This is a genomic window from Duganella sp. BJB476 (genome assembly GCF_003416895.1).
GTDB lineage: Bacteria > Pseudomonadota > Gammaproteobacteria > Burkholderiales > Burkholderiaceae_D > Rugamonas.
Map to the genome: position 1 here is coordinate 80,413 of NZ_QVIO01000007.1, position 26,851 is coordinate 107,263.

The 26,851-nt window shown below is 64.4% G+C and carries 21 protein-coding genes and 1 other RNA gene; 1 reads left to right on the forward strand and 21 read right to left on the reverse strand.

What is annotated here, in order from left to right:
- Positions 1 to 25: 25 nt before the first annotated feature.
- The 19 genes from ftsZ to rnpB form a co-directional block, all read right to left on the reverse strand.
- A complete protein-coding gene (gene ftsZ, locus D0T21_RS24400) occupies positions 26 to 1,252 on the reverse strand; it encodes a cell division protein FtsZ (RefSeq protein ID WP_116992462.1) in 1,227 nt (408 codons plus the stop codon).
- 122 nt (positions 1,253 to 1,374) lie between these two features.
- On the reverse strand, positions 1,375 to 2,607 hold the full coding sequence (gene ftsA, locus D0T21_RS24405) for a cell division protein FtsA (RefSeq protein ID WP_020705070.1): 1,233 nt from the start codon (positions 2,605 to 2,607) through the stop codon (positions 1,375 to 1,377).
- A gap of 10 nt (positions 2,608 to 2,617) precedes the next feature.
- On the reverse strand, positions 2,618 to 3,409 hold the full coding sequence (locus D0T21_RS24410; protein WP_116992461.1) for a cell division protein FtsQ/DivIB: 792 nt from the start codon (positions 3,407 to 3,409) through the stop codon (positions 2,618 to 2,620).
- An 8-nt stretch (positions 3,410 to 3,417) separates the two neighbouring features.
- Positions 3,418 to 4,377 (reverse strand): D-alanine--D-alanine ligase, encoded by a 960-nt coding sequence (locus D0T21_RS24415; protein ID WP_116992460.1) that lies wholly within the window; start codon positions 4,375 to 4,377, stop codon positions 3,418 to 3,420.
- A gap of 2 nt (positions 4,378 to 4,379) precedes the next feature.
- Positions 4,380 to 5,771: a UDP-N-acetylmuramate--L-alanine ligase gene (murC, locus tag D0T21_RS24420; protein WP_116992459.1), complete on the reverse strand. Its 1,392-nt coding sequence runs from the start codon at positions 5,769 to 5,771 to the stop codon at positions 4,380 to 4,382.
- Positions 5,768 to 6,835 (reverse strand): undecaprenyldiphospho-muramoylpentapeptide beta-N-acetylglucosaminyltransferase, encoded by a 1,068-nt coding sequence (gene murG, locus D0T21_RS24425; protein ID WP_116994552.1) that lies wholly within the window; start codon positions 6,833 to 6,835, stop codon positions 5,768 to 5,770. Before murG ends, murC begins: the two co-directional genes overlap by 4 nt.
- Positions 6,832 to 8,052 carry a putative lipid II flippase FtsW gene (ftsW, locus tag D0T21_RS24430; protein ID WP_116992457.1) on the reverse strand — a complete coding sequence of 407 codons (1,221 nt, stop codon included), beginning with the start codon at positions 8,050 to 8,052 and terminating at the stop codon, positions 6,832 to 6,834. The genes murG and ftsW overlap by 4 nt, the downstream gene beginning before the upstream one ends.
- Positions 8,052 to 9,593, reverse strand: a complete 1,542-nt coding sequence (gene murD / locus D0T21_RS24435) for a UDP-N-acetylmuramoyl-L-alanine--D-glutamate ligase (protein ID WP_116992456.1) — start codon at positions 9,591 to 9,593, stop codon at positions 8,052 to 8,054. The genes ftsW and murD overlap by 1 nt, the downstream gene beginning before the upstream one ends.
- On the reverse strand, positions 9,593 to 10,762 hold the full coding sequence (mraY, locus tag D0T21_RS24440; RefSeq protein ID WP_116992455.1) for a phospho-N-acetylmuramoyl-pentapeptide-transferase: 1,170 nt from the start codon (positions 10,760 to 10,762) through the stop codon (positions 9,593 to 9,595). The genes murD and mraY overlap by 1 nt, the downstream gene beginning before the upstream one ends.
- A gap of 2 nt (positions 10,763 to 10,764) precedes the next feature.
- The gene (gene murF, locus D0T21_RS24445) at positions 10,765 to 12,162 is read right to left on the reverse strand and encodes a UDP-N-acetylmuramoyl-tripeptide--D-alanyl-D-alanine ligase (protein WP_116992454.1); all 1,398 of its coding nucleotides are present in this window, start codon (positions 12,160 to 12,162) and stop codon (positions 10,765 to 10,767) included.
- A complete protein-coding gene (locus D0T21_RS24450; RefSeq protein ID WP_116992453.1) occupies positions 12,162 to 13,718 on the reverse strand; it encodes a UDP-N-acetylmuramoyl-L-alanyl-D-glutamate--2,6-diaminopimelate ligase in 1,557 nt (518 codons plus the stop codon). The genes murF and D0T21_RS24450 overlap by 1 nt, the downstream gene beginning before the upstream one ends.
- Positions 13,715 to 15,490: a penicillin-binding protein 2 gene (locus D0T21_RS24455; RefSeq protein ID WP_116992452.1), complete on the reverse strand. Its 1,776-nt coding sequence runs from the start codon at positions 15,488 to 15,490 to the stop codon at positions 13,715 to 13,717. The genes D0T21_RS24450 and D0T21_RS24455 overlap by 4 nt, the downstream gene beginning before the upstream one ends.
- On the reverse strand, positions 15,487 to 15,762 hold the full coding sequence (gene ftsL, locus D0T21_RS24460; RefSeq protein WP_020705059.1) for a cell division protein FtsL: 276 nt from the start codon (positions 15,760 to 15,762) through the stop codon (positions 15,487 to 15,489). Before ftsL ends, D0T21_RS24455 begins: the two co-directional genes overlap by 4 nt.
- On the reverse strand, positions 15,759 to 16,727 hold the full coding sequence (gene rsmH, locus D0T21_RS24465) for a 16S rRNA (cytosine(1402)-N(4))-methyltransferase RsmH (RefSeq protein WP_116994553.1): 969 nt from the start codon (positions 16,725 to 16,727) through the stop codon (positions 15,759 to 15,761). Before rsmH ends, ftsL begins: the two co-directional genes overlap by 4 nt.
- A 9-nt stretch (positions 16,728 to 16,736) precedes the next feature.
- Positions 16,737 to 17,165: a division/cell wall cluster transcriptional repressor MraZ gene (mraZ, locus tag D0T21_RS24470; RefSeq protein ID WP_116992450.1), complete on the reverse strand. Its 429-nt coding sequence runs from the start codon at positions 17,163 to 17,165 to the stop codon at positions 16,737 to 16,739.
- A 632-nt stretch (positions 17,166 to 17,797) separates the two neighbouring features.
- Positions 17,798 to 20,044 (reverse strand): M9 family metallopeptidase, encoded by a 2,247-nt coding sequence (locus D0T21_RS24475; RefSeq protein ID WP_116994554.1) that lies wholly within the window; start codon positions 20,042 to 20,044, stop codon positions 17,798 to 17,800.
- A gap of 189 nt (positions 20,045 to 20,233) precedes the next feature.
- Positions 20,234 to 20,998 carry an AraC family transcriptional regulator gene (locus tag D0T21_RS24480; RefSeq protein WP_116992448.1) on the reverse strand — a complete coding sequence of 255 codons (765 nt, stop codon included), beginning with the start codon at positions 20,996 to 20,998 and terminating at the stop codon, positions 20,234 to 20,236.
- 215 nt (positions 20,999 to 21,213) lie between these two features.
- Entirely contained in the window at positions 21,214 to 22,704 is a 1,491-nt protein-coding gene (gene glpK, locus D0T21_RS24485) for a glycerol kinase GlpK (protein WP_116992447.1), read from the reverse strand.
- A 66-nt stretch (positions 22,705 to 22,770) separates the two neighbouring features.
- Positions 22,771 to 23,114: RNase P RNA component class A (rnpB, locus tag D0T21_RS24490), an RNA gene on the reverse strand.
- A gap of 115 nt (positions 23,115 to 23,229) precedes the next feature.
- Here rnpB and D0T21_RS24495 point away from each other — a divergent pair.
- Entirely contained in the window at positions 23,230 to 24,933 is a 1,704-nt protein-coding gene (locus D0T21_RS24495; RefSeq protein WP_116992446.1) for a thiamine pyrophosphate-binding protein, read from the forward strand.
- Positions 24,934 to 25,039: 106 nt separating this feature from the next.
- Here D0T21_RS24495 and D0T21_RS24500 read toward each other — a convergent pair whose 3' ends face one another.
- Entirely contained in the window at positions 25,040 to 25,594 is a 555-nt protein-coding gene (locus tag D0T21_RS24500) for a hypothetical protein (RefSeq protein WP_116992445.1), read from the reverse strand.
- 71 nt (positions 25,595 to 25,665) lie between these two features.
- Positions 25,666 to 26,742, reverse strand: coding sequence for a porin (locus tag D0T21_RS24505; RefSeq protein WP_116992444.1), 1,077 nt, complete (start codon positions 26,740 to 26,742; stop codon positions 25,666 to 25,668).
- Positions 26,743 to 26,851: the final 109 nt, after the last annotated feature.

A 26,851-nucleotide genomic window follows, 5' to 3' on the forward strand; every position in this document is an offset into this window, starting at 1 on the left:
ACCGGCTTAGAGCCAGCAGTATGCCTTAATCCGCCTGCTTGCGCAGGAAGGCAGGAATGTCGTACGTTTCCATGCCATTCTTTTCCATCGCGCGCACCTGCTCGGAAGCCGATTCGCGACGCCATACGGCCGGCGCCTTCATGCCGTCGAAGGCCGGCGATGCACCGCCGCCCATGCCGCTGGTCGCGCCCATCGACACCGACGACGAAGCCGCGCCGCCGCCCAGTGCAGCCGATGGCATCATCGGGCTGTTGTGGGTGCCGGTGCGCAGCATCTGCTGAGGAACCAGCTGCACGTGCTTCTTGGCCTTGCCCAGGCCGGTGGCCACCACGGTGACGCGGATGTCGTCGCCCATGTTGTCGTCGTAGGCGATACCCTGGGCGATCGACGCGTCCGGCGCGGCGAAGGCGCGCACGGCGGCCATGACTTCCTTGATCTCTTTACCCTTCAGGCCACGCGACGCGGTCACGTTGACCAGCACGCCACGGGCACCCGACAGGTCGACACCGTCCAGCAGCGGCGACGCCACGGCCTGCTCGGCGGCGATGCGCGCGCGGTCGACGCCGGACGCGGTCGCGGTGCCCATCATGGCCTTGCCCTGCTCGCCCATGATGGTCTTGACGTCGTTGAAGTCGACGTTGATGTGGCCCGGCACGTTGATGATCTCGGCGATACCGGCGACGGCGTTGTTGAGCACATCGTCGGCGTGCTGCAGCCAGTCGATCAGCGATTCGTCTTCGTAGATCTCTTCCAGCTTCTCGTTCAGGATCACGATCAGCGAGTCGACGTGGGCCGACAGCTGCTCCAGGCCTTCGTCGGCGATGTCCATGCACTTCTGGCCTTCGTGCGAGAACGGCTTCGACACCACGGCCACGGTCAGCGCGCCCAGCGACTTGGCGATTTCCGCCACGATCGGTGCGGCGCCGGTGCCGGTGCCGCCGCCCATGCCGGCGGCGATGAACACCATGTGCGCGCCGCGCAGCGAGTCTTCGATGCGCTGGCGCGATTCCTCGGCCAGACGGCGGCCGACGTCGGGCTTCATGCCGGCGCCCAGGCCGGTCTCGCCGATCTGGATCACGTTGTCGGCCTTGGAGGTCGACAGCGCCTGCGCATCGGTATTGGCGGCGATGAACTCGACGCCGGACATACCCTTGTTGATCATGTGTTGAACTGCATTGCCACCTGCGCCGCCGACTCCGACGACCTTGATGACGGTGCCCAAAGCTGCGTTATCGACCATATCAAACTCCATGATGTGACTCCCTATCAGAATGCGGTTTTCAAGCGCCAGTCCTCATATCGTTAGAAGAACTGGGGATTGAAAACTGCGGTTTTAATATAAAAAATTTAGCTAATTTTTTGCTGCAAAGTGCTTCAGAAATTACCCAAGAACCATTCTTTCATGCGCTGCCATACTGCCTTCACCGAACCATCCTGACGCGTAACGATATGGCCACGCAGGTACTGCTTTTTCGCTTCCAACAACAGGCCCAGCACGGTCGCGTAGCGCGGGCTGCGCACCACGTCGGCCAGCTGGCCACGGTAGTCCGGCGTGCCGAGGCGCGCCGGTTTGAGGAATATGTCTTCCGCCATCTCGACCATGCCCGGCATGATCGCGGTGCCGCCGGTCAGCACGATGCCCGACGACAGCACGCCTTCGTAGCCCGACTCGCGCACCACCTGATGCACCATGGCGAACAGCTCTTCGACGCGCGGCTCGATCACGGCGGCCAGCGCCTGGCGCGACAGGTTGCGCGGACCGCGGTCGCCCAGGCCCGGCACTTCCAGCGATTCGCCCGGATCGGCCAGCACCTGCTTGGCCACGCCGTAGCGGATCTTGATCTCTTCCGCCTCCGAGGTCGGGGTGCGCAAGGCCATCGCGATGTCGTTGGTGATCTGGTCGCCGGCGATCGGGATCACGGCCGTGTGGCGGATCGCGCCGTCCGAGAACACGGCGACGTCGGTGGTGCCGCCGCCGATGTCGATCAGCACCACGCCCAGTTCTTTTTCATCAGGCGTCAGCACCGCGTCGGCCGAGGCCATCGGCTGCAAAATCAGGTCGGACACTTCTAGGCCGCAACGGCGCACGCACTTGACGATGTTCTGCACCGCCGACACGGCGCCGGTGACGATGTGGACTTTGACTTCCAGGCGGATGCCGCTCATGCCGATCGGCTCGCGCACGTCTTCCTGGCTGTCGACGATGAATTCCTGCGGTACCGTGTGCAGCAGCTGCTGGTCGGTCGGAATGTTAACCGCCTTTGCCGTTTCGATGACGCGCGCCACGTCGGTGGCCGTCACTTCCTTGTCCTTGATGGCCACCATGCCGCTGGAATTGAAGCTGCGGATATGGCTGCCCGCGATGCCGGCGTAGACATTGCGGATCTTGCAGTCGGCCATCAGCTCCGCTTCTTCCAGCGCGCGCTGTATCGATTCGACGGTCGCTTCGATGTTGACCACCACGCCCTTCTTCAGGCCTTTCGATTCGTGCTGGCCCAGCCCGATCACCTCGTGGCGTCCATCGCCCATCACCTCGGCCACCACGGCCACCACTTTCGAGGTGCCGATGTCGAGGCCAACGATCAGGTTTTTAGCGTCTTTAGTCATTTATCTCTGCCTACTGTATTTTTTTCTTCACGATCGGTTTTGGCTTGGCTCCCTCGGCCGGAATCTTCAATCCCGTCGCACTCAGTGCCAGCCCATTCTGGTAACGCATATCGATGGTCTCGATGTTCTGCAAGTGCTCCACCAGCTGCGGATAAATTCCCAGCAGGCGGTCCACCCTTTCCTTCAACGTGGTGCTGGTCTGTTCCCGTCCCAGCGCCACGCTCATGCCGTTATTCAGCTTCACCGTCCATGCATAGCGCCCCGACAGCGACAACGCCTCCGGCACCAGCTTGAGCGGCGCGAACCAGGTGCGCAGCTCGTCGTACCGCGACAGCACTTCCTTCTCGCTGCCCTCCGGTCCGTCGAACTCCGGCAGCACATGGTCCTCTTCCGCCTCGGCCAGGTTGGCGGTGAACGACTCGCCCTTGGTCGACAGCAGCCTTCCATCCTCGCCCCACGTGCCCAGCGCCTCATGCTCTTCCAGCGCCACGATCAGCTGGTCCGGCCATTCGCGCCGCACCGTTGCGCGGCGTACCCAGGGCACCGATTCAAACGCCTGGCGCACCGCATCCAGATTCGTCGTGAAGAAGTTACCCTTGATGCGGCCCAGCGCGTTGTTACGCAGCGTCAGGTGATTCACATGCTTTAACTCGTCCTGCCCGATCGTCTCGATACGGATGGTGCGCAGCGTGAACATCGGCCGCTGCGCCACCCACCACACGCCTGCCGCGATGCATGCCAACAGCGTCAGGACGAAAATGCCGCTGGCGGTCGCATTCAAGGCTTTAGCGTCTTGCCACATGCTGTTACTTAGCCCTTCATCTTCAAGCGCGCCGTGCGCAGGATTTCCACGCACAGATCTTCATAGCTGATGCCTTCCGCGCGCGCCGCCATCGGCACCAGCGAGTGGCCGGTCATGCCCGGCGAGGTGTTCACCTCCAGCAGGAACGGTTTCTGGTCGCTTTCGCGCAGCAGGAAATCGACCCGCCCCCAACCCTCGCAACCGATGGCGCGGTAGGCCAGCACGGCCAGGCGCTGCATCTCCTGCGTCAAGGCTTCCGGCAGCACGGCCGGGCAGAAATACTTGGTGTCGTCGGTGAAGTACTTGTTCTGGTAATCGTAATTGCCTTGCGGGGCGACGATCTCCACCACCGGCAGCGGACGCGCGGTGGCGCCGGAACCCAGCATGGCGACCGTGAACTCGCGGCCGGTGACGAATTCCTCGGCCAGCACCGAGTCGTCCAGCGCGGCGGCGATGCCGAAGGCGGCCTTGAATTCATTAGCCGCACTGACCTTGGTGATGCCGATGGTCGATCCTTCATGCGGCGGCTTGACGATCAGCGGCAGGCCCAGGTCGGCGCACACGGCGGCCAGGTCGGAACCAGCATTGAGCACCGCGTAGCGCGGCGTCGGCAGGCCGGCGGCCAGCCAGACGATCTTGGTGGTGATCTTGTCCATGCCCACCGAGCTGGCCATCACGCCGCTGCCGGTGTAGGGAATGCCCAGCAGTTCCAGCGCGCCTTGCAGGCTGCCGTCTTCGCCGAAGCGGCCGTGCAGCGCGATGAACACGCGGTCGAATTTTTCGGCGGCCAGTTCAGCCAGCGTGCGCACGCCGGTGTCGAACAGGTGGGCGTCGATGCCCTTGCTTTGCAGGGCCGCCAGCACGCCGTTGCCGGACATGATGGAAACGTCGCGCTCGGCGGAGCGGCCGCCGTACAGCACGCCGACCTTGCCGAAAGCTTTTGCGTCAACAGGAGTAAGGTGATTCACTTTCAGACCTTTGGATAGTTAGTCAGTTTGGCAGGGACGCCGCTGATCGAGCCTGCGCCCATGGTCATGACGACGTCGCCGTCGCGCACCACGCCCATGATGGTTTCCGGCATATCGCCGATCGCCTCTACAAATATCGGTTCGGTCTTGCCGCGTGCGCGCAATGCGTGCGCCAGCGCGCGGCCGTCGGCGGCCACGATCGGCGCTTCGCCGGCGGCGTAGACTTCGGCCAGCACCAGCACATCGACGGTGCCCAGCACCTTGACGAAATCTTCAAACAGGTCGCGCGTGCGGCTGTAGCGGTGCGGCTGGAAGGCCAGCACCAGGCGGCGGCCGGGATAGGCGGCGCGCGCGGCGGCGGTGGTCACGTCCATTTCCAGCGGATGGTGGCCGAAGTCGTCCACCAGCGTGAACGTACCACCGCCGGGGATGGCGACGTCGCCGTATTTGGTGAAGCGGCGGCCGACGCCGGCGAAGGCGGCCAGGCCGGCTTGCGTATCCTTGTCTTCGATGCCGATTTCGCGCGCGATGGCGATGGCCGAGCAGGCGTTCTGCACGTTGTGCAGGCCGGGCTGGTTCAGCACCACGTCCAGGTCGGGATAGCCTTCCTGGATCACGGTGAAGTGCATCTCGACGCCGACCGCGCGGGCGTTCACGGCGCGTACTTCGGCGTCCTCGTGGAAGCCGTAGGTCGTCACAGGCTTGGTCACCTGCGGCAGGATCGAGCGCACGTGCTGGTCGTCGATGCACAGCATGGCGCGGCCGTAGAACGGCAGGCGGTGCGTGAAGCTGACGAAGGCCTGCTTGAGCTTTTCGAAATCGTGCTCGTAGGTTTCCATGTGGTCGGCGTCGATGTTCGTGATGACTTCGATCATCGGCGTCAGGTTCAGGAACGATGCGTCCGATTCGTCGGCTTCGGCCACCAGGTATTCGCCGGTGCCCAGCTTGGCGTTGGCGCCGGCGGCGGTCAGGCGGCCGCCGATGACGAAGGTCGGATCCAGGCCGCCCTGCGCCAGCACCGATGCGACCAGGCTGGTGGTGGTGGTCTTGCCGTGCGTGCCGGCGATGGCGATGCCGCGCTTCAGGCGCATCAACTCGCCCAGCATCACGGCGCGTGGAACGATGGGGATCTTGCGGCTGCGCGCAGCCACGACTTCAGGATTGTCCTGCTGGACGGCGGTCGAGGTGACGACGGCGTCGGCGTCGCCGATGTTCGCGGCGGCGTGGCCCTGGAATACCGTAGCGCCCATGTCGGCCAGGCGCTGGGTGACGGCATTGCTGCCCAGGTCCGAGCCGGACACGGTGTAGCCGAGCGTCAGCAGCACTTCGGCGATGCCGCTCATGCCGCTGCCGCCGATGCCGACGAAGTGAATATTTTGTACCTTATGCTTCATGCTAAATGTTCCAATACTTGTGCGATAGCGTCGTTCGAATCGCGTTTGCCGACACTGCGCGCCGCCGTTGCCATGGTCTGGCAGGCGCCGCGGGTCAGCGTTTCCAACAGCGTCGCTACACTCTGCGCGCTCATTTCCGATTGCGGCATGTGGATCGCCGCGTTCTGTTTCGCCATCCACTGCGCGTTGTCGCGCTGGTGGCTGGTGGTCGATGCGACCAGCGGCACCAGCACGCTGGCCACGCCGGCGGCGGTCAGCTCCGACAGCGTGATCGCGCCGGCGCGGCAGATCACCACGTCGGCGTGGCTGTAGGCGGCGGCCATGTCGTCGATGAAGTCGACCACATTGGCCTCAACGCCCGCTTGCGCATAGGCTGTGCGCAGCGCATCGATGTTCTTCTTGCCCGACTGGTGCGTTACCTGCGGACGCTGCGCGGCCGGGATCAGCGCCAGCGCGGCCGGCAGGTTGTCGTTCAGCGCCTTGGCGCCCAGGCTGCCACCCACCACCAGGATGCGCAGCGGACCTTCACGGCCGAAGAAACGCAGGTCCGGCGCGGCCATCTCCAGGATCTCCTTGCGCACCGGATTGCCGGTGACGACGGCCTTGCTGGCGGCCTTGCCGAAGTTGGCCGGGAAGCCGAAGCACACGCGCTCGGCGAACGGCACCAGCGTTTTATTCGACAGCAGCAGCGCGGCGTCGGCGTTGACCAGCACCAGCGGCACGCCGCGCAGGCGCGCCATCAGGCCGCCCGGCACGGTGACGTAGCCGCCCATGCCCAGCACCACGTCCGGCTTGCGGTTGCCGATGTAGCCGAAGCAGGCGGCGAAGGCCTTGACCATCTTCAGCGCGCCGCCCAGCGAGTGCTTCAAGCCCTTGCCGCGCATGCCGGTGAAGTCGATGCTGTCCATCGCGATGCCGTGCTTGGGCACCAAATCCTGTTCCATGCCGGCGGCGGTGCCCAGCCAGGTCACTTCCCAGCCGCGCGCGCGCAGCGTCTGCGCAATCGCCAGTCCGGGGAAAATGTGACCGCCGGTGCCGGCCGCCATAATCATCAATCGTTTCATAGTCTGCCACCACGCATCAGGACCCGGTTCTCGTAGTCGATCCGGAGCAGGATCGCGAGTCCGATGCAGTTAATTACCACACCCGTGCCGCCATAGCTCATCAGCGGCAAGGTCAAGCCCTTGGTCGGCAGCAGGCCAAGGTTGACACCCATATTGATAAACGTCTGCACGCCGATCCAGATGCCGATGCCCTTGGCCGTCAGGCCGGCAAAGGTCTGGTCGATGGCGATGGCCTGGCGGCCGATGTCGAAGGCGCGCTTGATCAGCCAGTAGAACAGCGCGATCACCACCAGCACGCCGGCCAGGCCGAGTTCTTCGCCGATCACCGCCAGCAGGAAGTCGGTATGCGCCTCCGGCAGGTAGTGCAGCTTTTCCACGCTGCCGCCCAGGCCAACGCCAAAAATCTCGCCGCGCCCGAAAGCGATCAGCGAGTGGGTCAGCTGGTAGGCCTTGTTCAATGCATTGTCTTCTTCCCACGGATTGAGGTAGGCGAAGTAGCGCTCGCGGCGGAATTTGGACAGTGCGATGATGGAGCCGAAGATCACCACCAGCACAGCGCCGATGCCACCAAACCAGATGGCGTTGATCCCGCCCAGGAACAGGATGCCCATGGCGATGCAGACGATCACGCCGAACGCGCCCAGGTCGGGTTCGAGCAGCAGCAACAGGCCGACGAAGCCGACCGCCGCCGCCATCGGCATGAAGCCCTTGGTCAGCTTGTGCATGTATTCCTGCTTGCGCACCGTGTAGTCGGCGGCGTACAGCACGGCCACGACTTTCATCAGCTCCGACGGCTGCACGTTGATCACTTTGAGCGACAGCCAGCGGCGGCCGCCGTTGACCACCACGCCGAGGCCGGGGATCAGCACCATCACCAGCAGCACCAGCGTGCCGATGAAGAGATACGGCGCGGCCTTCTGCAGGTCGCAGACGCGGATGCGGAACACGAACAGGCCGGCCAGCAGCGAGACGACGATGAACATCGCCTGCCGTTGCAGGAAGTAGGTATTCTGCCAGCGCACGTAGTTGGCGAACTTGGGCGAATCCGGCAGCGAGATCGAGGCCGAGTACACCATCACCATCCCGAGCAGCATCAACAGCAGCGTGACCCAGACCAGCGGCTGGTCGTATTCCATCATCTTCGATTGCCGCGCGCGGCTGTCCATCGACGGCGGCGTCGACTTGTCAGCAAAGCGGAACGGCATCTGGAAGGCCATCAGAGCTCCTGTCCTGCATCGAGGGCGATCTCGCGCACGGTGTCGATGAACACCTGGGCGCGATGCGCGTAGTTCTTGAACATGTCCATGCTGGCGCAGGCCGGCGACAACAGCACGGCGTCGCCGGCTTGCGCCAGTTCGCTGGCGCGCTTGACGGCTTGCGGCAGGTCGGTGCCGCAGTCTTCGATTTCATAGCCCAGGTCCGCCGATGCCTCCAGCGCGGCGCGGATCTGCGGCGCGTCGCGGCCGATCAGCAGCACGGCGCGCACGTAGCGCGATACCGGTTCGGCCAGCGGCGTGAAATCCTGGCCCTTGCCGTCGCCGCCCATGATGACCACCAGGCGCTGGTTGGCGCCGGTGAAGGCCTTGCCCAAACCGTTCAAGGCGGCCACGGTGGCGCCGACGTTGGTGCCCTTGCTATCGTCGTAGTATTCGACGTCGTTGATGGCGCTGACCAGTTCCACGCGGTGCGGCTGGCCGCGATACTCGCGCAGGCCGTGCAGCAGCGGCGCCAATGGCAGGTCGATGGCGCGGCACAGGGCCAGTGCGGCCAGCGCGTTGGCGGCGTTATGCACGCCGCGGATTTGCAGCGCGTCGGCCGGCATCAGGTTCTTGACCATGCACTCAACCGGTGGCGGCGGTGGATCGTTTTTCTTGCGCTTCTTCGGTTCGCCCTCTTCTTCCGACGGCACGGCGGTGGCGAGCCACAGCACGCCGCGCTCGCTGTTCAGGCCCAGGTCGTCCCGCAGCGTCGGCGCGTCGGTGCCGAAGGTGACGTTCTGGCCGGTGGCGCTGGCCATGCGCATCACGGTGGCGTCGTCGCGGTTCAACACGCGCACGGTGTCGGCCGCGAAGATGCGGTGCTTGGCGGCGGCGTAGGACGGCATGTCGCCGTGCCAGTCCAGGTGGTCCTGGGTCACGTTCAATACGGTGGCGGCATCCGCCTCCAGCGTGAAGGTGGTTTGCAACTGGAAGGACGACAGTTCCAGCACCCAGATTTCGGGCAACTGCGCGGGCAGCGCGTCCTCCCCTGCCGGAGCGTCAAGCACTTCGCGCAGCACGTCCAGCGCGGCGGGGCTGATGTTGCCGGCCACGCGCACGGTCTTGCCGGCGCGTTCGCACAGCTGGCCGACCAGCGTGGTGACGGTGGTCTTGCCGTTGGTGCCGGTGATGGCGATGATCTTGGGCGTATAACCGCGTTCACGTTCCAGCGACTCCAGCGCCTGCGCGAACAGTTCGATTTCGCCCCATACCGGCACGCCGGCGGCGGCGGCGGCGGGCGCGATCCCGGCCAGTTCGCGGTACGGCGCCAGGCCGGGGCTGACGGCGACGAAGTCCACGCCTTCCAGCAACGACGCGCCGAACGGGCCGGCGACGAAGTCCACTTCCGGCACGGCCGCGCGCAGCGCCGGCAGGCGCTCCGGCGCTTCACGGGTATCGGCCACGCGCACGCGCGCGCCGCTGCGGGCGAGCCACAGCGCCATCGCCAGACCGGATTCACCCAGTCCGAGTACCAGTGCGTTTTTGCCTTCGTAGATCATCAGCGCAGTTTCAAAGTAGAGAGACCGATCAGCACCAGCATCATCGTGATAATCCAGAAGCGCACGACGACCTGGGTCTCTTTCCAGCCTTTTTGTTCAAAGTGGTGGTGCAGTGGCGCCATCAGGAACACGCGGCGGCCGACGCCGAAGCGTTTCTTGGTGATCTTGAACCAGCCCACCTGGATAATCACCGACACCGTCTCGGCGACGAAGATGCCGCCCATGATGAACAGGACGATTTCCTGGCGCACGATGACGGCGATGGTGCCCAGCGCGCCGCCCAGCGCCAGGGCGCCGACGTCGCCCATGAACACCTGGGCCGGGTGGGTGTTGAACCACAGGAAGGCCAGGCCGGCGCCGGCCAGCGCGCCGCAGAAGATAATCAGTTCGCCCGCGCCGGGTATGTGCGGGATGAACAGGTACTTCGAATACGTGGCGCTACCGGTCAGGTAGGCGAACAGGCCGAGCGCCGAGCCGACCATAATCGTCGGCATGATCGCCAGGCCATCCAGGCCGTCGGTGAAGTTAACGGCGTTGCTGGTGCCGACGATGACACAGTAGGTCAGCGCGATGAAGCCCCACACGCCCAGCGGATAGCTGATGGTCTTGAAGAACGGTACGATCAAATCGGCCTTGGGCGGCAGGTCCATCGAGAAGCCCGACTGCACCCAGGCGAAGAACAGCTCGAATACCTTGCCGGCGTTGGGTGCGGACACCGAGAACGCCAGGTACAGCGCGGCGGCCAAGCCGACCAGCGACTGCCAGAAGTATTTTTCCGCCGAACGCATGCCTTCAGGGTCCTGACGCACCACCTTGCGGTAGTCGTCGACCCAGCCGACCGCGCCGAAGCCCAGCGTGACGACCAGCACCGGCCAGATCAAACGGTTGGACAGGTCGCACCACAGCAGCGTCGAGACGCCGATGGCGATCAAAAGCAGCACGCCGCCCATGGTCGGGGTGCCGTGTTTTTTCAGGTGGGTCTGCGGACCGTCGGTGCGCACGGCCTGGCCGTACTTCATGGCGGTCAGCTTGCGGATCACGGCCGGACCGGCCGACAGGCCGATCAGCAGCGCCGTCGCGGTGGCGAACACCGCGCGGAAGGTGATGAAGTTGAAGACCCGGAGTGGTCCGAGGTCCTGCTGAAAATACTGTGCGAGCCAGAGCAGCATGATTAGTGACTTTCCTTGTTAGCTTGTTGCGATCCAATCAAATGCTGCACGACCCGTTCCATTTTCATGAAGCGGGAGCCCTTGATTAATACGGTTGCATCCGGCGTGACGGCTGCTTCGACAGCAGCCAGCAAATCGCCGAAGTTTTCAAAATGACGGATGGTCGCGCCATGCATATGCGCGGCCAGTTCGCCGATTGCCAGCACCTGTTCGATGCCTTGGGTCTGCGCATACGCGCCGATTTCTTCGTGAAACTCGCGGCCCTGGGTGCCGACTTCGCCCATGTCGCCCAGCACCAGCACGCGCGGGGCGGCGGTTTTGGACAGCACATCGATGGCGGCACGCACCGAGTCCGGGTTGGCGTTGTAGCTGTCGTCGATGACGACGGCGCCGTTGGCCGCGGCCTTCTTCTGCAGGCGGCCGTTGACCGGTGCGAAGGTGTCGAGGCCCAGCTTGATCTTGTCCAGCGCGATGCCGGCGGCGTAGGTGCAGGCCACGGCGGCCAGCGCGTTGCGCACATTGTGCTCGCCCGCCGCCTGCAGGTTGACGAAGAACTGTTCAGGCTCACCGGCACCTTCGCGGATGGTGACGAACATCTCGTTGCCGAAATCGTTGGCGCGGAAGGTGCAGCTCACCTCAGCGTCCTTGGTCAGGCCGAAGCGCAGCACGCGGCGGCCGGCCGACAGTTCTTCCCAGATAGTCGTGAACTCGTCGCCATACGGGAACACGGCCACGCCGTCGGCCGGCAGGCTGGCCAGCACGGCGCCGTTCTCGCGCGCCACCGCTTCCACGGTGTGCATGAATTCCTGGTGTTCGCGCTGGGCGTTGTTGACCATGGCGATGGTCGGCGCGGCGATGGCGCTCAGGCGGCCGATCTCGCCGGGATGGTTCATGCCCAGTTCGACCACGGCCGACTGCTGCTTCGCTTCCATGCGGAACAGCGTCAGCGGCACGCCGATCTCATTATTCAGGTTGCCGCGCGTGGCCAGGCGGCCGTCTTCGCCGTGGGCGGAGGCCAGGATGGCGGCGATCATTTCCTTGACCGTGGTCTTGCCGTTGCTGCCGGTGACGCCGATGACGGGCATGGCGAACTGGCGGCGCCAGTAGTTGGCGATCTGGCCCAGCGCCACCAGCGTGTTCGGCACGACGATGGCCGCGATACCGGTCGATGCGGTCCAGCCTTGCGGCAGTTCTTCAACCACGACGGCGGCCACGCCCTGCCCCGCCACTTGCGCGAGGAAGTTGTGGGCGTCGAATACTTCGCCGCGCAAGGCGACGAACAGCGCGCCGGCGGCGACGCTACGGCTGTCGGTGGAGACGCCGTCAAATACGATTTCACCGGAGCCGATCAATTCGGCGCCGGTCACAGAAGGCAGAATCTGTGCGAGTGCTGCACGCATCAATTCGTCCTCATCATGGTTAAGCGGGCCGACAGCGCCAGCTGCGCGTGGTCGGCGTCGGAGAATGGCAGTTTCTTGCCCTTGATTTCCTGGTACGGCTCGTGGCCTTTACCGGCCAGCAGGATCACGTCCGGCTTGCCGGCGTGCTTGATCGCCGACAGGATGGCGGCGGCGCGGTCGTCCAGCGTCTGCACGGTCGATGCCGGGTTGTTGCGGTCCATGCCGGCGACGATCTGCTCGATGATGGTGTGCGGATCTTCGCTGCGCGGGTTGTCGCTGGTGACCAGCACGTGGTCGGCCATCTGCGCGATCTTGCCCATCTGCGGGCGCTTGCCCGGATCGCGGTCGCCGCCGCAGCCGAACACGCACCACAACTGGCCGCCGCGGTCGGTGGCCACGGGGCGCAGCGCGGCCAGGGTTTTTTCCAGCGCGTCCGGGGTGTGCGCGTAGTCGATGACGATCATCGGCGCATCCTGGCCGCCGACCTGCTGCATGCGGCCCGGCGCCGGCAGCAGCGATTCGACCGCTTCGATGGCGGCGCGCAGGCCCAGGCCCTTGGCCAGCATCGCGCCCATCACGCCCAGCGCGTTGCTGATGTTGAAGTTGCCGACCAGGTGAGTCTTGACCAGCGCCACGCCCAGCGGGCACTCCAGGTGGAATTCGGTGCCGGCGTTGCGGCTGCTGCGGAACTGGCTGGCGCGCAGCATCAGCACGCCCTCGATGTCCGGTTGCGCGGCGACGTCGTGCAGCGTGTAGCCGATCAACGGAATGTCACCGGCCAGCGGCGCCTTCGCCTTCAGGTGCGCGATCAGGCGCAGGCCCATCGGGTCGTCCAGGTTGATCACCGCCGTTTTCAGGCCGGGCCAGTCGAACAGCTTGGTCTTGGCGGCCTCATAGGCCTCCATGCTGCCGTGGTAGTCCAGGTGGTCGCGGGTCAGGTTGGTGAACAGCGCGACGTCGAAGTGCATGCCGGCGACGCGGCCTTGTTCCAGTCCGATCGACGACACTTCGATCGCCAGCGAGGCGGCGCCCTGCGTGCGCAGCTCGGCCAGCGTGCGCGCCAGCAGCACCGCGTCCGGCGTGGTGTAGCCGGTGACGTCATATTCGACTTCGCCGCGCGCGCGGAACAGGCCCACGCCCAGCGTGCCGACCACGGCGGCCGGTTCGGCGCCGCGCGACAGCGCGTGGCCCAGCCATACGGCGCTGGAGGTCTTGCCGTTGGTGCCGGTGACGCCGACGGTGAACATCGCCGCATCCGGCTGTTCATAGAAGGCGTGGGCGATCACGCCGGCGTGCTGCTTGAGCTTTTCAACGGTGATATAAGGGACGGACCAGCTGTCGTTCCAGGTGAAGCCTGCCGGGTCGAGCACCACCAGCGCGGCGCCCTGCTCGACGGCGCTGTCGATGAAGCTGCGCCCATCGCCGGCGTCGCCGGGATAGGCAAAAAACACATCGCCCAGCTTGATCCGGCGCGAATCCGAAGCCAGTTGCGCGGACGGCGCAAGCTTGCGGATGGCGGCGGCAATTGCCAGCGGGTCGAAGTCAGAAGTCGTCACATGTTCTCCTGTGATGCATTATCAGGAATGATGATATGGGTAAGGGTGGAGTCTGGCGTGATGTTCTTGGCGCGCAGCGCGTTGGCGGCCAGCGCGGAGAACACGGGGCCGGCCACGTCGCCGCCGACGTGCACCGGGCCGCCCGGTTCGTCGATCATGACGGCGATGATGAAGCGCGGGTTCGACATCGGCGCCATGCCGACGAAGTTGCCGATGTATTTGGATTGCGAGTAGTGGCCGTTCATGAACTTCTGCGCGGTGCCGGTCTTGCCGCCCACGCGGTAGCCGGGCACCTGGGCCTTGACGGCGGAGCCGCCCGGCTGCGTGACCATTTCCAGCATCTCGCGCATCTCGGCCGCGGTCTTGGCGCTGACCACCTGCGTGCCGTGCGGCGCTTCCGTCACTTTCTGGAACGACAGCGGGATGATGTCGCCGTCGCGGGCGAAGATCATGTAGGCGCGCGCCAGCTGGATCAGCGACACCGAGATGCCCTGGCCGAAGCTCATATTGGCCTGCTCGATCGGACGCCACGATTTGTACGGGCGCACGCGGCCGGCCACGGCGCCGGGGAAGCCCCACTTGGGCTGCTGGCCGAAACCGACCTTGGTGAACATTTCCCACATCTCCTGCGGCGGCATGCCCAGCGCGATCTTCGAGGTGCCGATGTTGGACGATTTCTGGATGATGGTCTGGACGTCGATCAGGTAGTGCGGGTGGGTGTCGTGGACCACGTGGTCGGCGATCACCATGGCGCCGGCGCCGGTGTCGAACATGGTGTGCGGCGTGATGCGCTTCTCGTCCAGCGCCAGGCCGACGGTGAACGGCTTGAGCGAGGAGCCCGGCTCGAAGGTGTCGGTCATCACGCGGTTGCGCAGCTGTTCGCCGGTCAGCTTGGAGCGGTCGTTGGGGTTGTAGGTCGGCCAGTTGGCCAGCGCCAGCACTTCGCCGGTGTGCACGTCCAGCACCACGGCGGCGCCGGCCTTGGCGTGGAACTTCTCCACCGATTCCTTGACCTGCATGAAGGCGATGTACTGGATCTTGCTGTCGATCGACAGCGTCAGGTCCTTGCCGTCGTGCGGTTCGCGCACCGACTCGATGTCCTCGACGATGTGGCCGAGGCGGTCCTTGATCACGCGGCGGCTGCCCGGCTGGCCGACCAGGGTTTTCTGCTGCGCCAGCTCCATCGATTCCTGGCCCGCGTCTTCGACGTTGGTGAAGCCCACCACGTGGGTCGTCACTTCGCCCTGCGGGTAGAAGCGCTTGTATTCCTTGCGGGTCTGGATGCCGTCGATACCGAGCTTGGTGATCTGGTCGGCCACGTCCTGCTCGACCTGGCGCTTCAGGTAGACGAAGCCGCGGTCGGAGTCGAGTTTCTTTTGCAGGTCGGCGTTGCTCATCTCGAGCAGGCGCGCCAGCTCTTTCAGTTTGGCCGGCGGCGCGTCCTGGACGTCGTCCGGGATCGCCCAGATGGCCTTGACCGGCACCGAGGAGGCCAGCACCTGGCCGTCGCGGTCGGTGATCTTGCCGCGCGTGGCCGGCAGGTCGAGCGTGCGGGCGTAGCGGATCTCGCCCTGCTTTTGCAGGAACTGGGTCGACAGGCCTTGCAGCCACAGGGCGCGCGCGGCCAGGCCGGCGAAGGCGGCAAACAATACGAACAGCACCACGCGCGAACGCCAGACCGGCAGACGCACCGCCAGTACCGGGTTCTTCGAGAACGGCACGCCCTTGGAGGCGGCTACGCGCGAGGTGTTCACATTGCTGCCGCGGCTCATTTCGATCCTTCCGGCGTCAGGTACTGCGTGCGCGCCGCGGTCAGCGGCGTCATGTTCAGGTCGCGGCGGGCGATTTCCTCGATGCGGGCGTGCTTGCCCAAGGTCGACTGGTCCAGCTGCAGCTGCGCCCATTCGATGTCGAGCTGGCGCGCCTGCGACTGCGTGCGTTCCAGTTCGATGAACAGATGGCGCGCCTGGTATTGGGCGTTCACCAGCGACAGCCCGCAGGCCACCAGCAGCGCCGCCAGCACCAGGTTGATCTTGCCGCTCATGCCGCGCCCTTCGCAGGGAACGGCAAACGGCGGGCGACGCGCATCACGGCCGAACGGGCGCGCGGGTTGGCGTCGATCTCGGCGTCGGACGGCTTGAACTTGGCCAGCAGCTTCAGCTCCGGCTGCGGCAGGTCGACCGCGCGGATCGGCAGGCGCCGGTCCGGTTGCTCGACGTTGGCCTTGGAGGCGAAGAAGCGCTTGACCATGCGGTCTTCCAGCGAATGGAAGCTGATGATGGCGATGATGCCGCCCGGCGCCAGGCTGTTCCAGGCCTGGGTCAGACCGATCTCGAGGTCTTCAAGCTCTTTATTGATGAAAATCCGGATAGCCTGAAAGGTACGGGTGGCCGGGTCCTTGCCCTTTTCCCGAGTCTTGACCGCGCCTGCCACGATGCCGGCAAGCTGTCGTGTGGTTGAAATTGGTTCGACTGCCCTGCGAGCAACAATCGCCTTTGCAATCTGAAAAGCAAACCGTTCTTCCCCATATTCTTTGATCACCTTTTCCAGTGTCTGTTCGGTTTCTATGGCGAGCCACTCCGCCGCCGACATGCCGCGCGTGGTGTCCATGCGCATGTCGAGCGGGCCGTCGTTACGGAAGCTGAAGCCGCGCGCGGCGTCGTCCACCTGCGGCGACGAGATGCCCAGGTCGAGCAGGATGCCGTCGGCCTGCGCCACGCCGCGCTCGGCCAGCGCCGCGTGCATGGTGGCGAAGCTGTCGTGGACGATGGTGAAGCGCGGGTCGGCGATCTGCTCGGCGGTGGCGATCGCCTGCAGGTCTTTGTCGAAGGCGATCAGGCGCGCCTTGGCGCCCAGTTTGGACAGGATCAGGCGCGAGTGGCCGCCGCGGCCGAAGGTGCCGTCGACGTAGACGCCGTCGGCGCGCGCGCCGTCCAGCGCCAGCGCGTCGACCGCTTCGTCTAGCAGCACCGTCCGATGCTGAAATTCCGGCACCGATGTAATTGTCATCACGGAGCCTTAGAAGGAGAAATTGGCGAGTACATCGGGGGTGCCGGCGTCGATCGCCTGCTGCTCTTTTTCCGCCATCTTGGCGGCATCCCAGATTTCAAAATGTGAACCCATGCCCGTCATCATGACTTCGCGCTCCAGGCCGACGGCGTTGCGCAGCTCGGGGGAAATCAGGATGCGGCCGGCCGTGTCCATCTCGACGTCGGTGGCGTAGCCGAGGAAAATGCGCTGCCAGGCGCGGGCCTGCATCGGCCATTGGGCGATCTGTTGACGGTGTTGTTCCCACACGGGGCGGGGAAACAGCATGACGCAGCCATCGGGATGGCGGGTCAGCGTGAGGCGGCCTTCGCACTGGATCGAGAGCGCGTCACGGTGCTTGGCGGGGATAGACATCCTGCCTTTGGCATCGAGATTGATTGCGGACGCGCCTTGAAACACGGGATTACCTTTTGACCTCAGTAGGGTTAGCGGAGCATGATCGGCGTTTTCCGGTTTTCATTTCCCCCGCCGCTAAGTCGGGTGAAATTTCCCACAAAAAGACACTTTTTCACACAGATGCCCACTTTAGAGGAAGCAAGAATAGTGGTCAAGCGCTTTCAGGCAAACGAAACAGCGATTTTAGTAATGAAATTAAGGACTTAGCGCGATTCCTTGAAGCCGGGTAGAAATAAAATAGTCAGGCAAATTAAGTACTTATGTCACAGTGTGAATGTGCTACCTCATCTATGCACATGTGTTTAAGTGCACTAAAAAGGGGAAAATGACCGAATAAAATAATTGAATTAAATGCATATAGTTGCAAGACACCAACATTGCGGTAGTGAATAGACAAGGTCTGGGCGGGGCCGGGAATGTGTGGACGGAGGGGATTTCTTGCGGCAAGTCGCGCCGGTGGCGCAATTAAGCGGATGGGGAAACCTGGGTGCGTTGTGGGACATTACCGCGGCACCGCCCAACTTGTATAGACAAATCAGGCTTGCGCCGCCAGCCCGTATTATACGAAATCCGCCGGCGCAAAACAAAAAACGGCAGCCGTGCGGCTGCCGTTTTAAGTGCTTCTTAATCAAGAATTATTCGTAGGTCGCGTACACCGTCACGCCGCTGTAGCTGGTTTTAGCCTTCAGCATGATGTAGTACCAGTGGCCGGCCACCGGATTGGGCAGGTACAGGTTTTCCGCGTTGCCGGCGGTGGCCGACACCATGTCGTACGAGGCCACGGTCGGATAGCGGTCCAGCGCCATGTACAGGTCGACGTCGCCGCTGCCGCCGCGGCTGTACACCTTGACGTTCTTGGCGCCGGCCGGCACCATCAGGAACAGATAGCCCTGGCTGGTCGAGGCCTGGCCGGTGATGCCGCAGTTCTTGCCCAGGTAGGTCAGCGAGGAGCAGCGCGGCAGTTGTGGCTCCGGCAGCGGCGGCTGGCCGGCGGTGGTGGCGTTGTTGACCCAGTCGGCGAACTCGGCGTCGTAGCTGGTGCCGATGCGGCCCATGAAGTCCTGGTAGGTGCTGTAGGCGCCGACGCGGAAGTTGCCCAGCACGGCGTCGACGTCGGCGCGGTGCTTCTCGATCATGAAGCGGGTCGCCATGTAGCCCCAGCGATAGGCCCGGGTCACATAGTCGTTCATGCCGTAGGTGTTGCCGAAGATCTGGCTCAGGCGGTAGGTGCCGGTCTTGGCGATGTCGATCGCCACCTGGTTGTTATTCTTCAGCGACATGTACTCGGCGATACCCTCGATCCACCACACGGTCGGCACCGAGGTGGCCTGGGCGAAATCACCCAGCATGTCGAAGCGGCCGTCCAGGTAGTGGACGAACTCGTGCTCCAGGTTCCACACCTGGAAGGTCGGACGCAGCCACGAGGCTTCGTGGGCGATGAAGCGGGCCTGGTTGCCCGGCACGTCCGGCTCGCCTTCCAGGTACATGCCGCCGTTGTTGGTGTCGATGCCGTAGATGATGGAGGCGTACTTGCTGTAGTTGGTGTAGTCGTCGAACACCACCAGTTCCAGCGAGGTGTTGTTGTCGTTGGCCACCGGCGTGCGGTTGGTCTTCAACATCTCGTGCACATAACTCTCCTCCACCGCCAGCTTGTCGCAGCTGTCCTGCATCTGCGCCGGCGTCATGTCCTGGGCGCGGATGTGCAGCGTCGGGCTGCAGTCCTTGCTGTACTTGAGCACGGCGTTGGCCAGCGTGGTGACGTAGTCGCAGGTGCCGTATTCGGCGCAGTTGGCGTTGTCGTAGTACTTGACGGCGCTGGCGGCGGCCAGCCACAGGTCGCTGTCGGCGCCGGTCATGCTGGAGCTGGCCAGCATGGCTTGCACCATCGGCTTGACGCCGGCCTTCAGCGCCGGGTACTGCATGAAGCGGAACGCCTCGTTGGTGGCGTCGTTAAGCTGGTAGCCGTAGTAGTCGCCCAGCAGCGTCGCCTTGTTGGAGGTGACGAAGGCATTCAGCGCGGTCGCATACGACAGGTCGTTTTGCAGCAGCGGCGGGCCCTCCGGGCGGAAGTGGGAGTAGAAGAACACCGTCAGCGCCGACGTGAAGCCGCCGCTGGCGCTGGCGTTGCGCAGGCCCTGCACCGCGTTCGGGTTGGACGGGGTGTTGGTGTAGCGCTGCACCAGCGCCTTCATGCTGGGCAGGTAGAACGGTTCGTCATGCATATTGGTGATCAGGCGCAGCGTTTCGCCGGCGGTGGTGGTGGCCGCCGCGTTGGGCACGTACAGCGCCGTGCCTTCGGCCAGCTGCTTGATCGGCGTGCGCAGCGCGGTCTTCAGCGACTGCGCCGGCTGGGCGATGGTGCCGCCTTCGGCCAGGTAGTAGCCGGCGCGCAGGTACAGCACCAGGTTGACCAGCTTCATGTCGCTGGCGTTGTAGCTGCCGGCCTCCTGCGTGAGGCGGCTGGCGATGGCGTTGAAGTTGGCGGCCGAGTAGACCGTCGCGCCCTGCGCCGCCGTCAGCGAGAACAGGCCGTAGGTGCATTCGTAGTCCGGCAGGTTGACCAGGTAGTCGGCCAGCGCGGCGCCGCTGTAGCCGGCCAGCTTGTTCATGTCTTGGCAGTCCGGCGTGGTGCTCAGCGGCGTCAGGCTGTTGCGCTGCTGGCGCGGCAACAGGTCGTAGCGCGGCTTGGTGGTCGGCGCCAGCTGGTACTTCGACTGCTCCACCGACGGCGGCAAGCTTTGACGCTCGTGCGGCATGGGCGCCTGCTTCAGCCGGCCGTGCTGGTCCGCGGCCGGATTGACGCTTTGATCGGCATGGGCGGTAATGGTCAGGCTGGCCACGCATAGGCCGCCTAGATACAGGATGTTCCTCGATAACGACATGTCTGCCTCTTTTCTTCAAGAATAGTTATTGGTCTTTGCCGCAGGGGTTGCGCGGCAAGGAAATACTAGCTTGACAAGTTTGCAGGCCATTGCGCGCACCGCAGGCGTGCGGGCGGTTCGGTCTATTTAAACAGCCGGGGGTGCGGGAACGGCACAGCGCCGCCACCGAAAAACCACACTCTGCGGGCTTCAGGCGCCCAGTTCCTGCCACAAGGACACGGCCGGCGCCGCCTGCGCGCGCGCGCCGTGGTGTTGGGCGCGGTACTGCACCGGCGTCATGCCGGTCAGCGCCTTGAACTGGCGGCTGAAGGCGCTGTGGTCGGAATAGCCGCAATCGTTGGCGATGTCGGCGATGCTGCGGGTCTGGTCGGCCTCGATCAGCGCCAGCGCGCCGTTGAGCCGCGACTGCAGCAGCAGCTGGCGCGGGCTGTAGTGGAACACGCGCTGGAACAGCCGCTCCACGCGCGCCAGCGGCAGGCCGGCTTCCTGCGCCAGCTGGTTCAGGCACAGGGGTTCCTTGTAGTTGTCGCGGATGTGCTGGGCGATGCTGGCGATCTGGCGGTACACCGGGTGGTGGTCGTCGGCCAGCCCGAGGTCGTGCGAGGTGCCGACCAGGCCGACGATGGCGCCGGCGTCGTTGCGCAGCGGGGTCTTGTGGGTCAGGCACCAGCCGTGGCGGCGGTTGGGATAGAGGTGCAGTTCGAGGTGCTTGCTGATGGTGTGGCCGGCCTCGATCACTTCGCGGTCCTGCGCCATGTAGTTCTGCGCCAGGTGGCGCGGATGCACTTCCAGCACGGTCTTGCCGACGATTTCCTGCTTGGTGCGCAGGCCGCAGCGGCGCACCAGCGTGCGGTTGGCGGCCAGGTAGCGGCCATCGCGGTCCTTGACGAAAAAGGCGACATCGCTCAGTTCATCGAACAGGATTTCAATCGCATTCAACTCGACGTTTTGCATCGCTGCTCCAGTTGCTTAGGTGACAAGACAAACAATATTACCTTATCCTTGCGCACACTGGAACCATGCCGTGAGAATACACACACCGGGTGTACCTGCCGTCTCCTTCTAGCAAACCTACTGAATTTTTTACTGAATTCTACTGAATTGGACTTCCTTGGGCTGCCGCTGTCTAACTCAGTAACCGGAAGCAAAATTCAGTAGGTTTCAGTAAGCTACCGCGCCACTTCCCAGCCGCGCGAGCGCTCGACCGCGCGGCCCCACTGCGCCAGCAACTCGGCGCGGCGTTCGGCCGACATGGTTGGCTCGAAGCGCCGCTCGCACGACCACTGCGCGGCGATTTCTTCCTGCGTCTCCCAGAAGCCCACCGCCAGCCCGGCCAGATAAGCCGCGCCCAGCGCCGTGGTCTCGGTCACCTTGGGCCGCACCACCGGCACGCCCAGCAGGTCGGCCTGGAACTGCATCAGCAGATCGTTGCGGGCCGCGCCGCCGTCGGCGCGCACCTCGGTCAACGGAATGGCGGCATCCTTCTGCATGGCCGCCATCAGCTCCGCGCTTTGATAGGCGATCGCCTCCAGCGCCGCGCGGGCGATGTGGCCACGGTTGCTGCCCCGGCTCAAGCCAACCAGCGCCCCGCGCGCATACGGATCCCAATGCGGCGCGCCCAAGCCGACAAAGGCCGGCACCATGAACACGCCGCCGCTATCGGGCACGCTGGCGGCCAGCGCCTCGACCTCGCCCGATTGCTGGATGATGCCCAGCCCATCGCGCAGCCACTGCACCGTGGCCCCGCCCATGAAGACGCTGCCCTCCAGCAGATAATCGGTGGCGCCGTCGACCCGCCAGCCGACCGTGGTCAGCAGCCGGTTGTGCGAAGCCACCGCATGCCGCCCCAGGTGCATCAGCATGAAGCAGCCGGTGCCGTAGGTATTCTTGACCATGCCCGGCTTGTGGCAAGCCTGGCCGAAGGTGGCGGCCTGCTGGTCGCCGGCGATGCCGGCCACCGGGATCTCGGCGCCGAACAGCGCGGCCTTGGTATGGCCCACCTCCTCGCTGGACGACACCACCTGCGGCAGCATCTCTTCCGGAATATCGAACAGCTGCAGCAGATCGTGATCCCAGCGCATCAGGTGTATGTTGAACAGCATGGTGCGCGAGGCGTTGCTGACGTCCGTCACATGACGCCCGGTCAGCTTGTAGGTCAGCCAGCTGTCGATGGTGCCGAAGGCCAGCGCGCCGTGGCGCGCCCGCTCGCGCGCGCCCGGCACGTGATCGAGCAGCCATTTGAGCTTGGTGGCGGAAAAATAGGCGTCCAGCTCCAGGCCTGTGATCGAGGTGATTTTTTTGGCCTTGCCGTCGGCGCGCAGCGCTTCGCAGTAATCGGCAGTGCGGCGGTCCTGCCAGACGATGGCCGGCGCGATCGGCTCACCGCTCTTGCGGTCCCACACCACGGTGGTCTCGCGCTGGTTGGCGATGCCGATCGCCAGGATCTGGCTGCCGTCGACATGGTTGTCGTGCAAGACCTTGCGCGCCACGGTGAGCTGGCTGTTCCAGATCTCGTTGGGGTCGTGTTCGACCCAGCCGGGCTGCGGGAAATGCTGTGGAAATTCCTGCGCCGCGCTGCCGCAGATATGACCCTGATGGTCGAACAGGATGGCGCGCGAGCTGGTGGTGCCTTGATCCAAGGCCAGTATGTATTTTTTCATCGGCAAAGTCCCCGGGAGCGCCGCGGCGTGCGCGTCGGTCCCGCGGCAGCCGCGAACATCGTTATTAGTTGAAGCAAGCCGATAGGCCGGATTTTGTTACGGCGCAGGCGAACCTGCGCTATGACAGCCATTCCTCTAGGCGCTGGATTACTCCAGCGCTCAAGCTTCCTACCCGCACGCTCCGCGAGCAGCATCATCGCGTGCCTATTTGGAATTGCACCAGGTGGAGGTTACCGCGTTTCACCGTAACTTAATACGCTCGTCTCTGTGGCCCTATTCCTCGCCTTATACCTTGGGCTTGCGCTTGCGGCTTTCAGCGGACGGCCGTTAACCGTCACCCCGCTCTATGGAGTCCGGACCTTCCTCCCGCCAGGCATTACGCACTGGCCAGCGGCTGTCTGGCTTGCTTCAATCGCTATTGTAACAGCCCGGCCCCCTAATTCTGAAATTTGGTGTCGCCATTAGAAAAGCCGGCCGCTATGCCCAGCCGTAGAATGCAGGATACCTATACCCATAAGGCCAGACATGACGCAACCATCCCGCACCGGCGGCCAGATCCTGGTCGACGCCCTGAAGATCCACGGCGTGGACACCGCTTTCGGCGTACCCGGCGAAAGCTATCTGGACGTGCTCGACGCGCTGCACGACTCCGACATCCGCTTCATCATCAACCGCCAGGAAGGCGGCGCCGCCTTCATGGCCGACGCCTACGGCAAGATGACCGGCAAGCCCGGCATCTGCTTCGTCACCCGCGGCCCGGGCGCCACCAACGCCTCGATCGGCGTGCACACGGCGTTCCAGGACTCGACCCCGATGATCCTGTTCATCGGCCAGGTCGGCAACGACTTCGTCGACCGCGAGGCGTTTCAGGAGATCGACTACCGCCGCATGTACGGCCAGATGGCCAAATGGGTGGCGCAGATCGACCGCGCCGACCGCGTGCCGGAATACATCGCCCGCGCCTTCCAGATCGCCACCAGCGGCCGTCCCGGCCCGGTGGTGCTGGCGCTGCCGGAAGACATGCTGACCGCCGTCGCCAGCGTGGCCGACACCCGCTGCTACCAGCCGGTGCAAGCCTCGCCGTCGGCCGCGCAGATAGCCCAGGTGCGCGCGCTGCTGGCCGGCGCCAAGAAGCCGCTGGTACTGCTGGGCGGCGGCGGCTGGAACGCGCAAGCCTGCGCCGACCTGCAAGCCTTCGCCGAAGCCAACCATCTGCCGGTGTCGTGCGCGTTCCGCTTCCAGGACCTGCTCGACAACGCCCACCCGAACTACGTCGGCGACGTCGGCATCGGCATCAATCCCAAGCTGGCCGCGCGCGTGCGCGAAGCCGACGTGATCCTGGCCATCGGCCCGCGCCTGGGCGAGATGACCACCGGCGGCTACGCGCTGATCGCCGCGCCGGTCCCTAGCCAGCGCCTGATCCACGTGCACGCCGACGCCGAGGAACTGGGCAGCGTCTACCAGGCTGAACTGATGATCAACAGCGGCATGCCGCAGATGACGGCGATGCTGGCCGCGATGGCGCCGGTCGACTCCAGCGCCTGGCAAGGCACGGTGGCCGAAGCCCGCGCCGACCTGGCCGCCTGGCAGCGCCAGCCGCCGATCTTCCAGGACGGCAGCGCGCCGCTGGACCTGTGGCAGGTGGTGCAGCAGATCGACCAGATCGCGCCGCACGACACCATCATCACCAACGGCGCCGGCAACTACGCCACCTGGGCGCACCGCTTCCACAGCTACGGCGGCATGCGCACGCAGCTGGCGCCGACCAGCGGCGCCATGGGCTACAGCGTGCCGGCCGGCGTGGCCGCCAAGATCATAGCCCCGGCGCGCACCGTGATCACCTTCGCCGGCGACGGCGAGTACATGATGAACGGCCAGGAGCTGGCCACCGCCGTGCAGTACCGCGCGGGCGTGGTCATCATCGTGTTCAACAACGGCATGTTCGGCACCATCCGCATGCACCAGGAGCTGCACTACCCTGGCCGCGTGTCCGGCACCCAGCTGCACAACCCGGACTTCGCCGCGCTGGCGGTGGCCTATGGCGGCCATGGCGAGGTGGTGGAAGCGACGGCGGACTTCGCGCCGGCGCTGGAGCGCGCGCTGGCCTACGCCAACAGCGAGCAGCTGCCGGCCGTGATCGAGCTGCGCTACGACGGCAACCTGATCACGCCGGGCGCCACGCTGGACACCATCCGCAAGAACGCGCAGGCCACCAAGGCCGCGAAATAAACACCGGGGGTCAAGTCTGACATTCGGACACGACCTCTACAGTACACGTCTGTACGGCCGGGCCCGTGTCCGAATGTCAGACTTGACCCCAATGAAAACCGCCGGCTCAGAGGCCGGCGGTGGTGGTCTTGCCGGCCTCGATCATCGGCGCCGGCGCTTCTTCTTCCAGTTCTTTCTTCTGCTTGGGCGCCGGACAGGCGCGGCAGGCACTCGCCTTGCGGCCGAAATCGGTCACCAGCGACAGCCGCATCGGCACCGCCGCGTCGCCGCAGTAGCCGCCGTCCAGCACCAGCGTCTTGCCGCCGTCGGCCAGCTTGCCGCTGATGGTGCGCTCGTCCTCGTCCGGCGGCTGCACCGTGAAGTACAGCTGCTTGCCGCGCGGGTCGATGGTGACGTCGCTGGCCACCACCGGCCAGCTCAGTCCGCCGGCCGTGTATTCATACAGCACCGTATCCACTTCTGAAAACCGTTGCAGCGTGATGCGCTGTCCGCCGAACTCGCCGCTGTCCATGTGGATGCACAAGTCCGAGTACACCACCATGCCATAGCGCGGCAAGGTGCCCGCCGGAACCGGCTTGCGCGCCAGCTTGGGCGCGGCAAACACCGCGCAGGAAGCCAGCAAAATGGCGCCGGCTAGCACGGCGCGTCGGGAGGTCGTCATGGTAACGGCTTTCAGAAATGAACAACGGCTGCACCAGGCAGCCGTTGTGGATTCTAACTGATTAAATCAGATTAGAAGGAGTGACGCATGCCGATGTTGAAGGCTTTGTCGCCCGAACCAGCTTCGGTGTTGTTACCAACGGTGTAGCTAGCGCCGTTCTTGTTCTTGATCTTAGCGTAAGCAACGTAGGTGCTGGTGCGCTTCGACAGAGCGTACGAGTAGCCAACTGCCCACTGATCTGCATCGTGGTTAGCGACTTCTTTGTCGTTCTTGCGGGTGTACGAAGCCATCAGGGTGCCGTTAGGACCGATAGGAGCGGTAGCGCCGATCAGAGCAACGCTGCTGTCTTTCGAAGCGGTAGGAGCGACGGTGTAGCCGAACGGGTTGCTGGTGTTAGCCAGAGCCGAGCTGTTGGTGCCCTTGTCTTTGCTGTAAGCAGCGAAAGCTTTAACAACGACGAAGTCGTAGTTAGCAGCGATCAGGGTGTTGCGGCCGATGTCGGTGCTCAGTTTAGGAGCCACGGTGTCGTTGTTGCGTGCATTGTAAGCAACGCGAACGTTCAGAGGACCGTTCGAGTAGCCAGCCCATGCGCCGATTTGGCGTTGTGCAGATGCGTCGCCAGCTTGCTCGCCTACCGAGTAGGACACTTCGCCCTGGAAGCCTTCGATCGATGGCGACTGGTACACGATAGCGTTGCTGTTGCGGGTGTTGTTGCCAGCCACGCCGAACAGGTTCTTGGCGGTACCAGCGTAGCCCAGTGCGAACGGGTCAGCCACGTCACGCAGGGTTTCGTAGTAAGGGGTGTACTGACGGCCCAGGGTCAGCTGGCCGGCGGTGGTCGATTTCAGACCAACGTACGACTGACGGTTAGCGATCGAACCAGCAACATCGGACTCACCGGTGTCAACTTTAACGCCCGATTCCAGCACGAAGACAGCGCTCAGACCACCGCCCAGATCTTCCGTACCTTTGAAACCCAGACGGGAGGCCGAGCCTACGCCGCTGGTTACTTTGGTGGTGTTGGCAACGCCGCCGCGCTCGCTGACGATACCGGCATCGACGATACCGTAGATCGTGACGTTCGATTGTGCAAATGCTGCCGAGCTCATTGCGCCCAGGACGGACATGGCGATAAGGGATTTTTTCATTACGTGTTTCCTTCAGTTGTGTTGCTGTAAAAAGGTAAAGCTAGTATTGCGGCGTGTTCGGTGCTTATCGGCGCCTTCTGCAGCGCCGTCTATGCGTGAGGGCAAACTC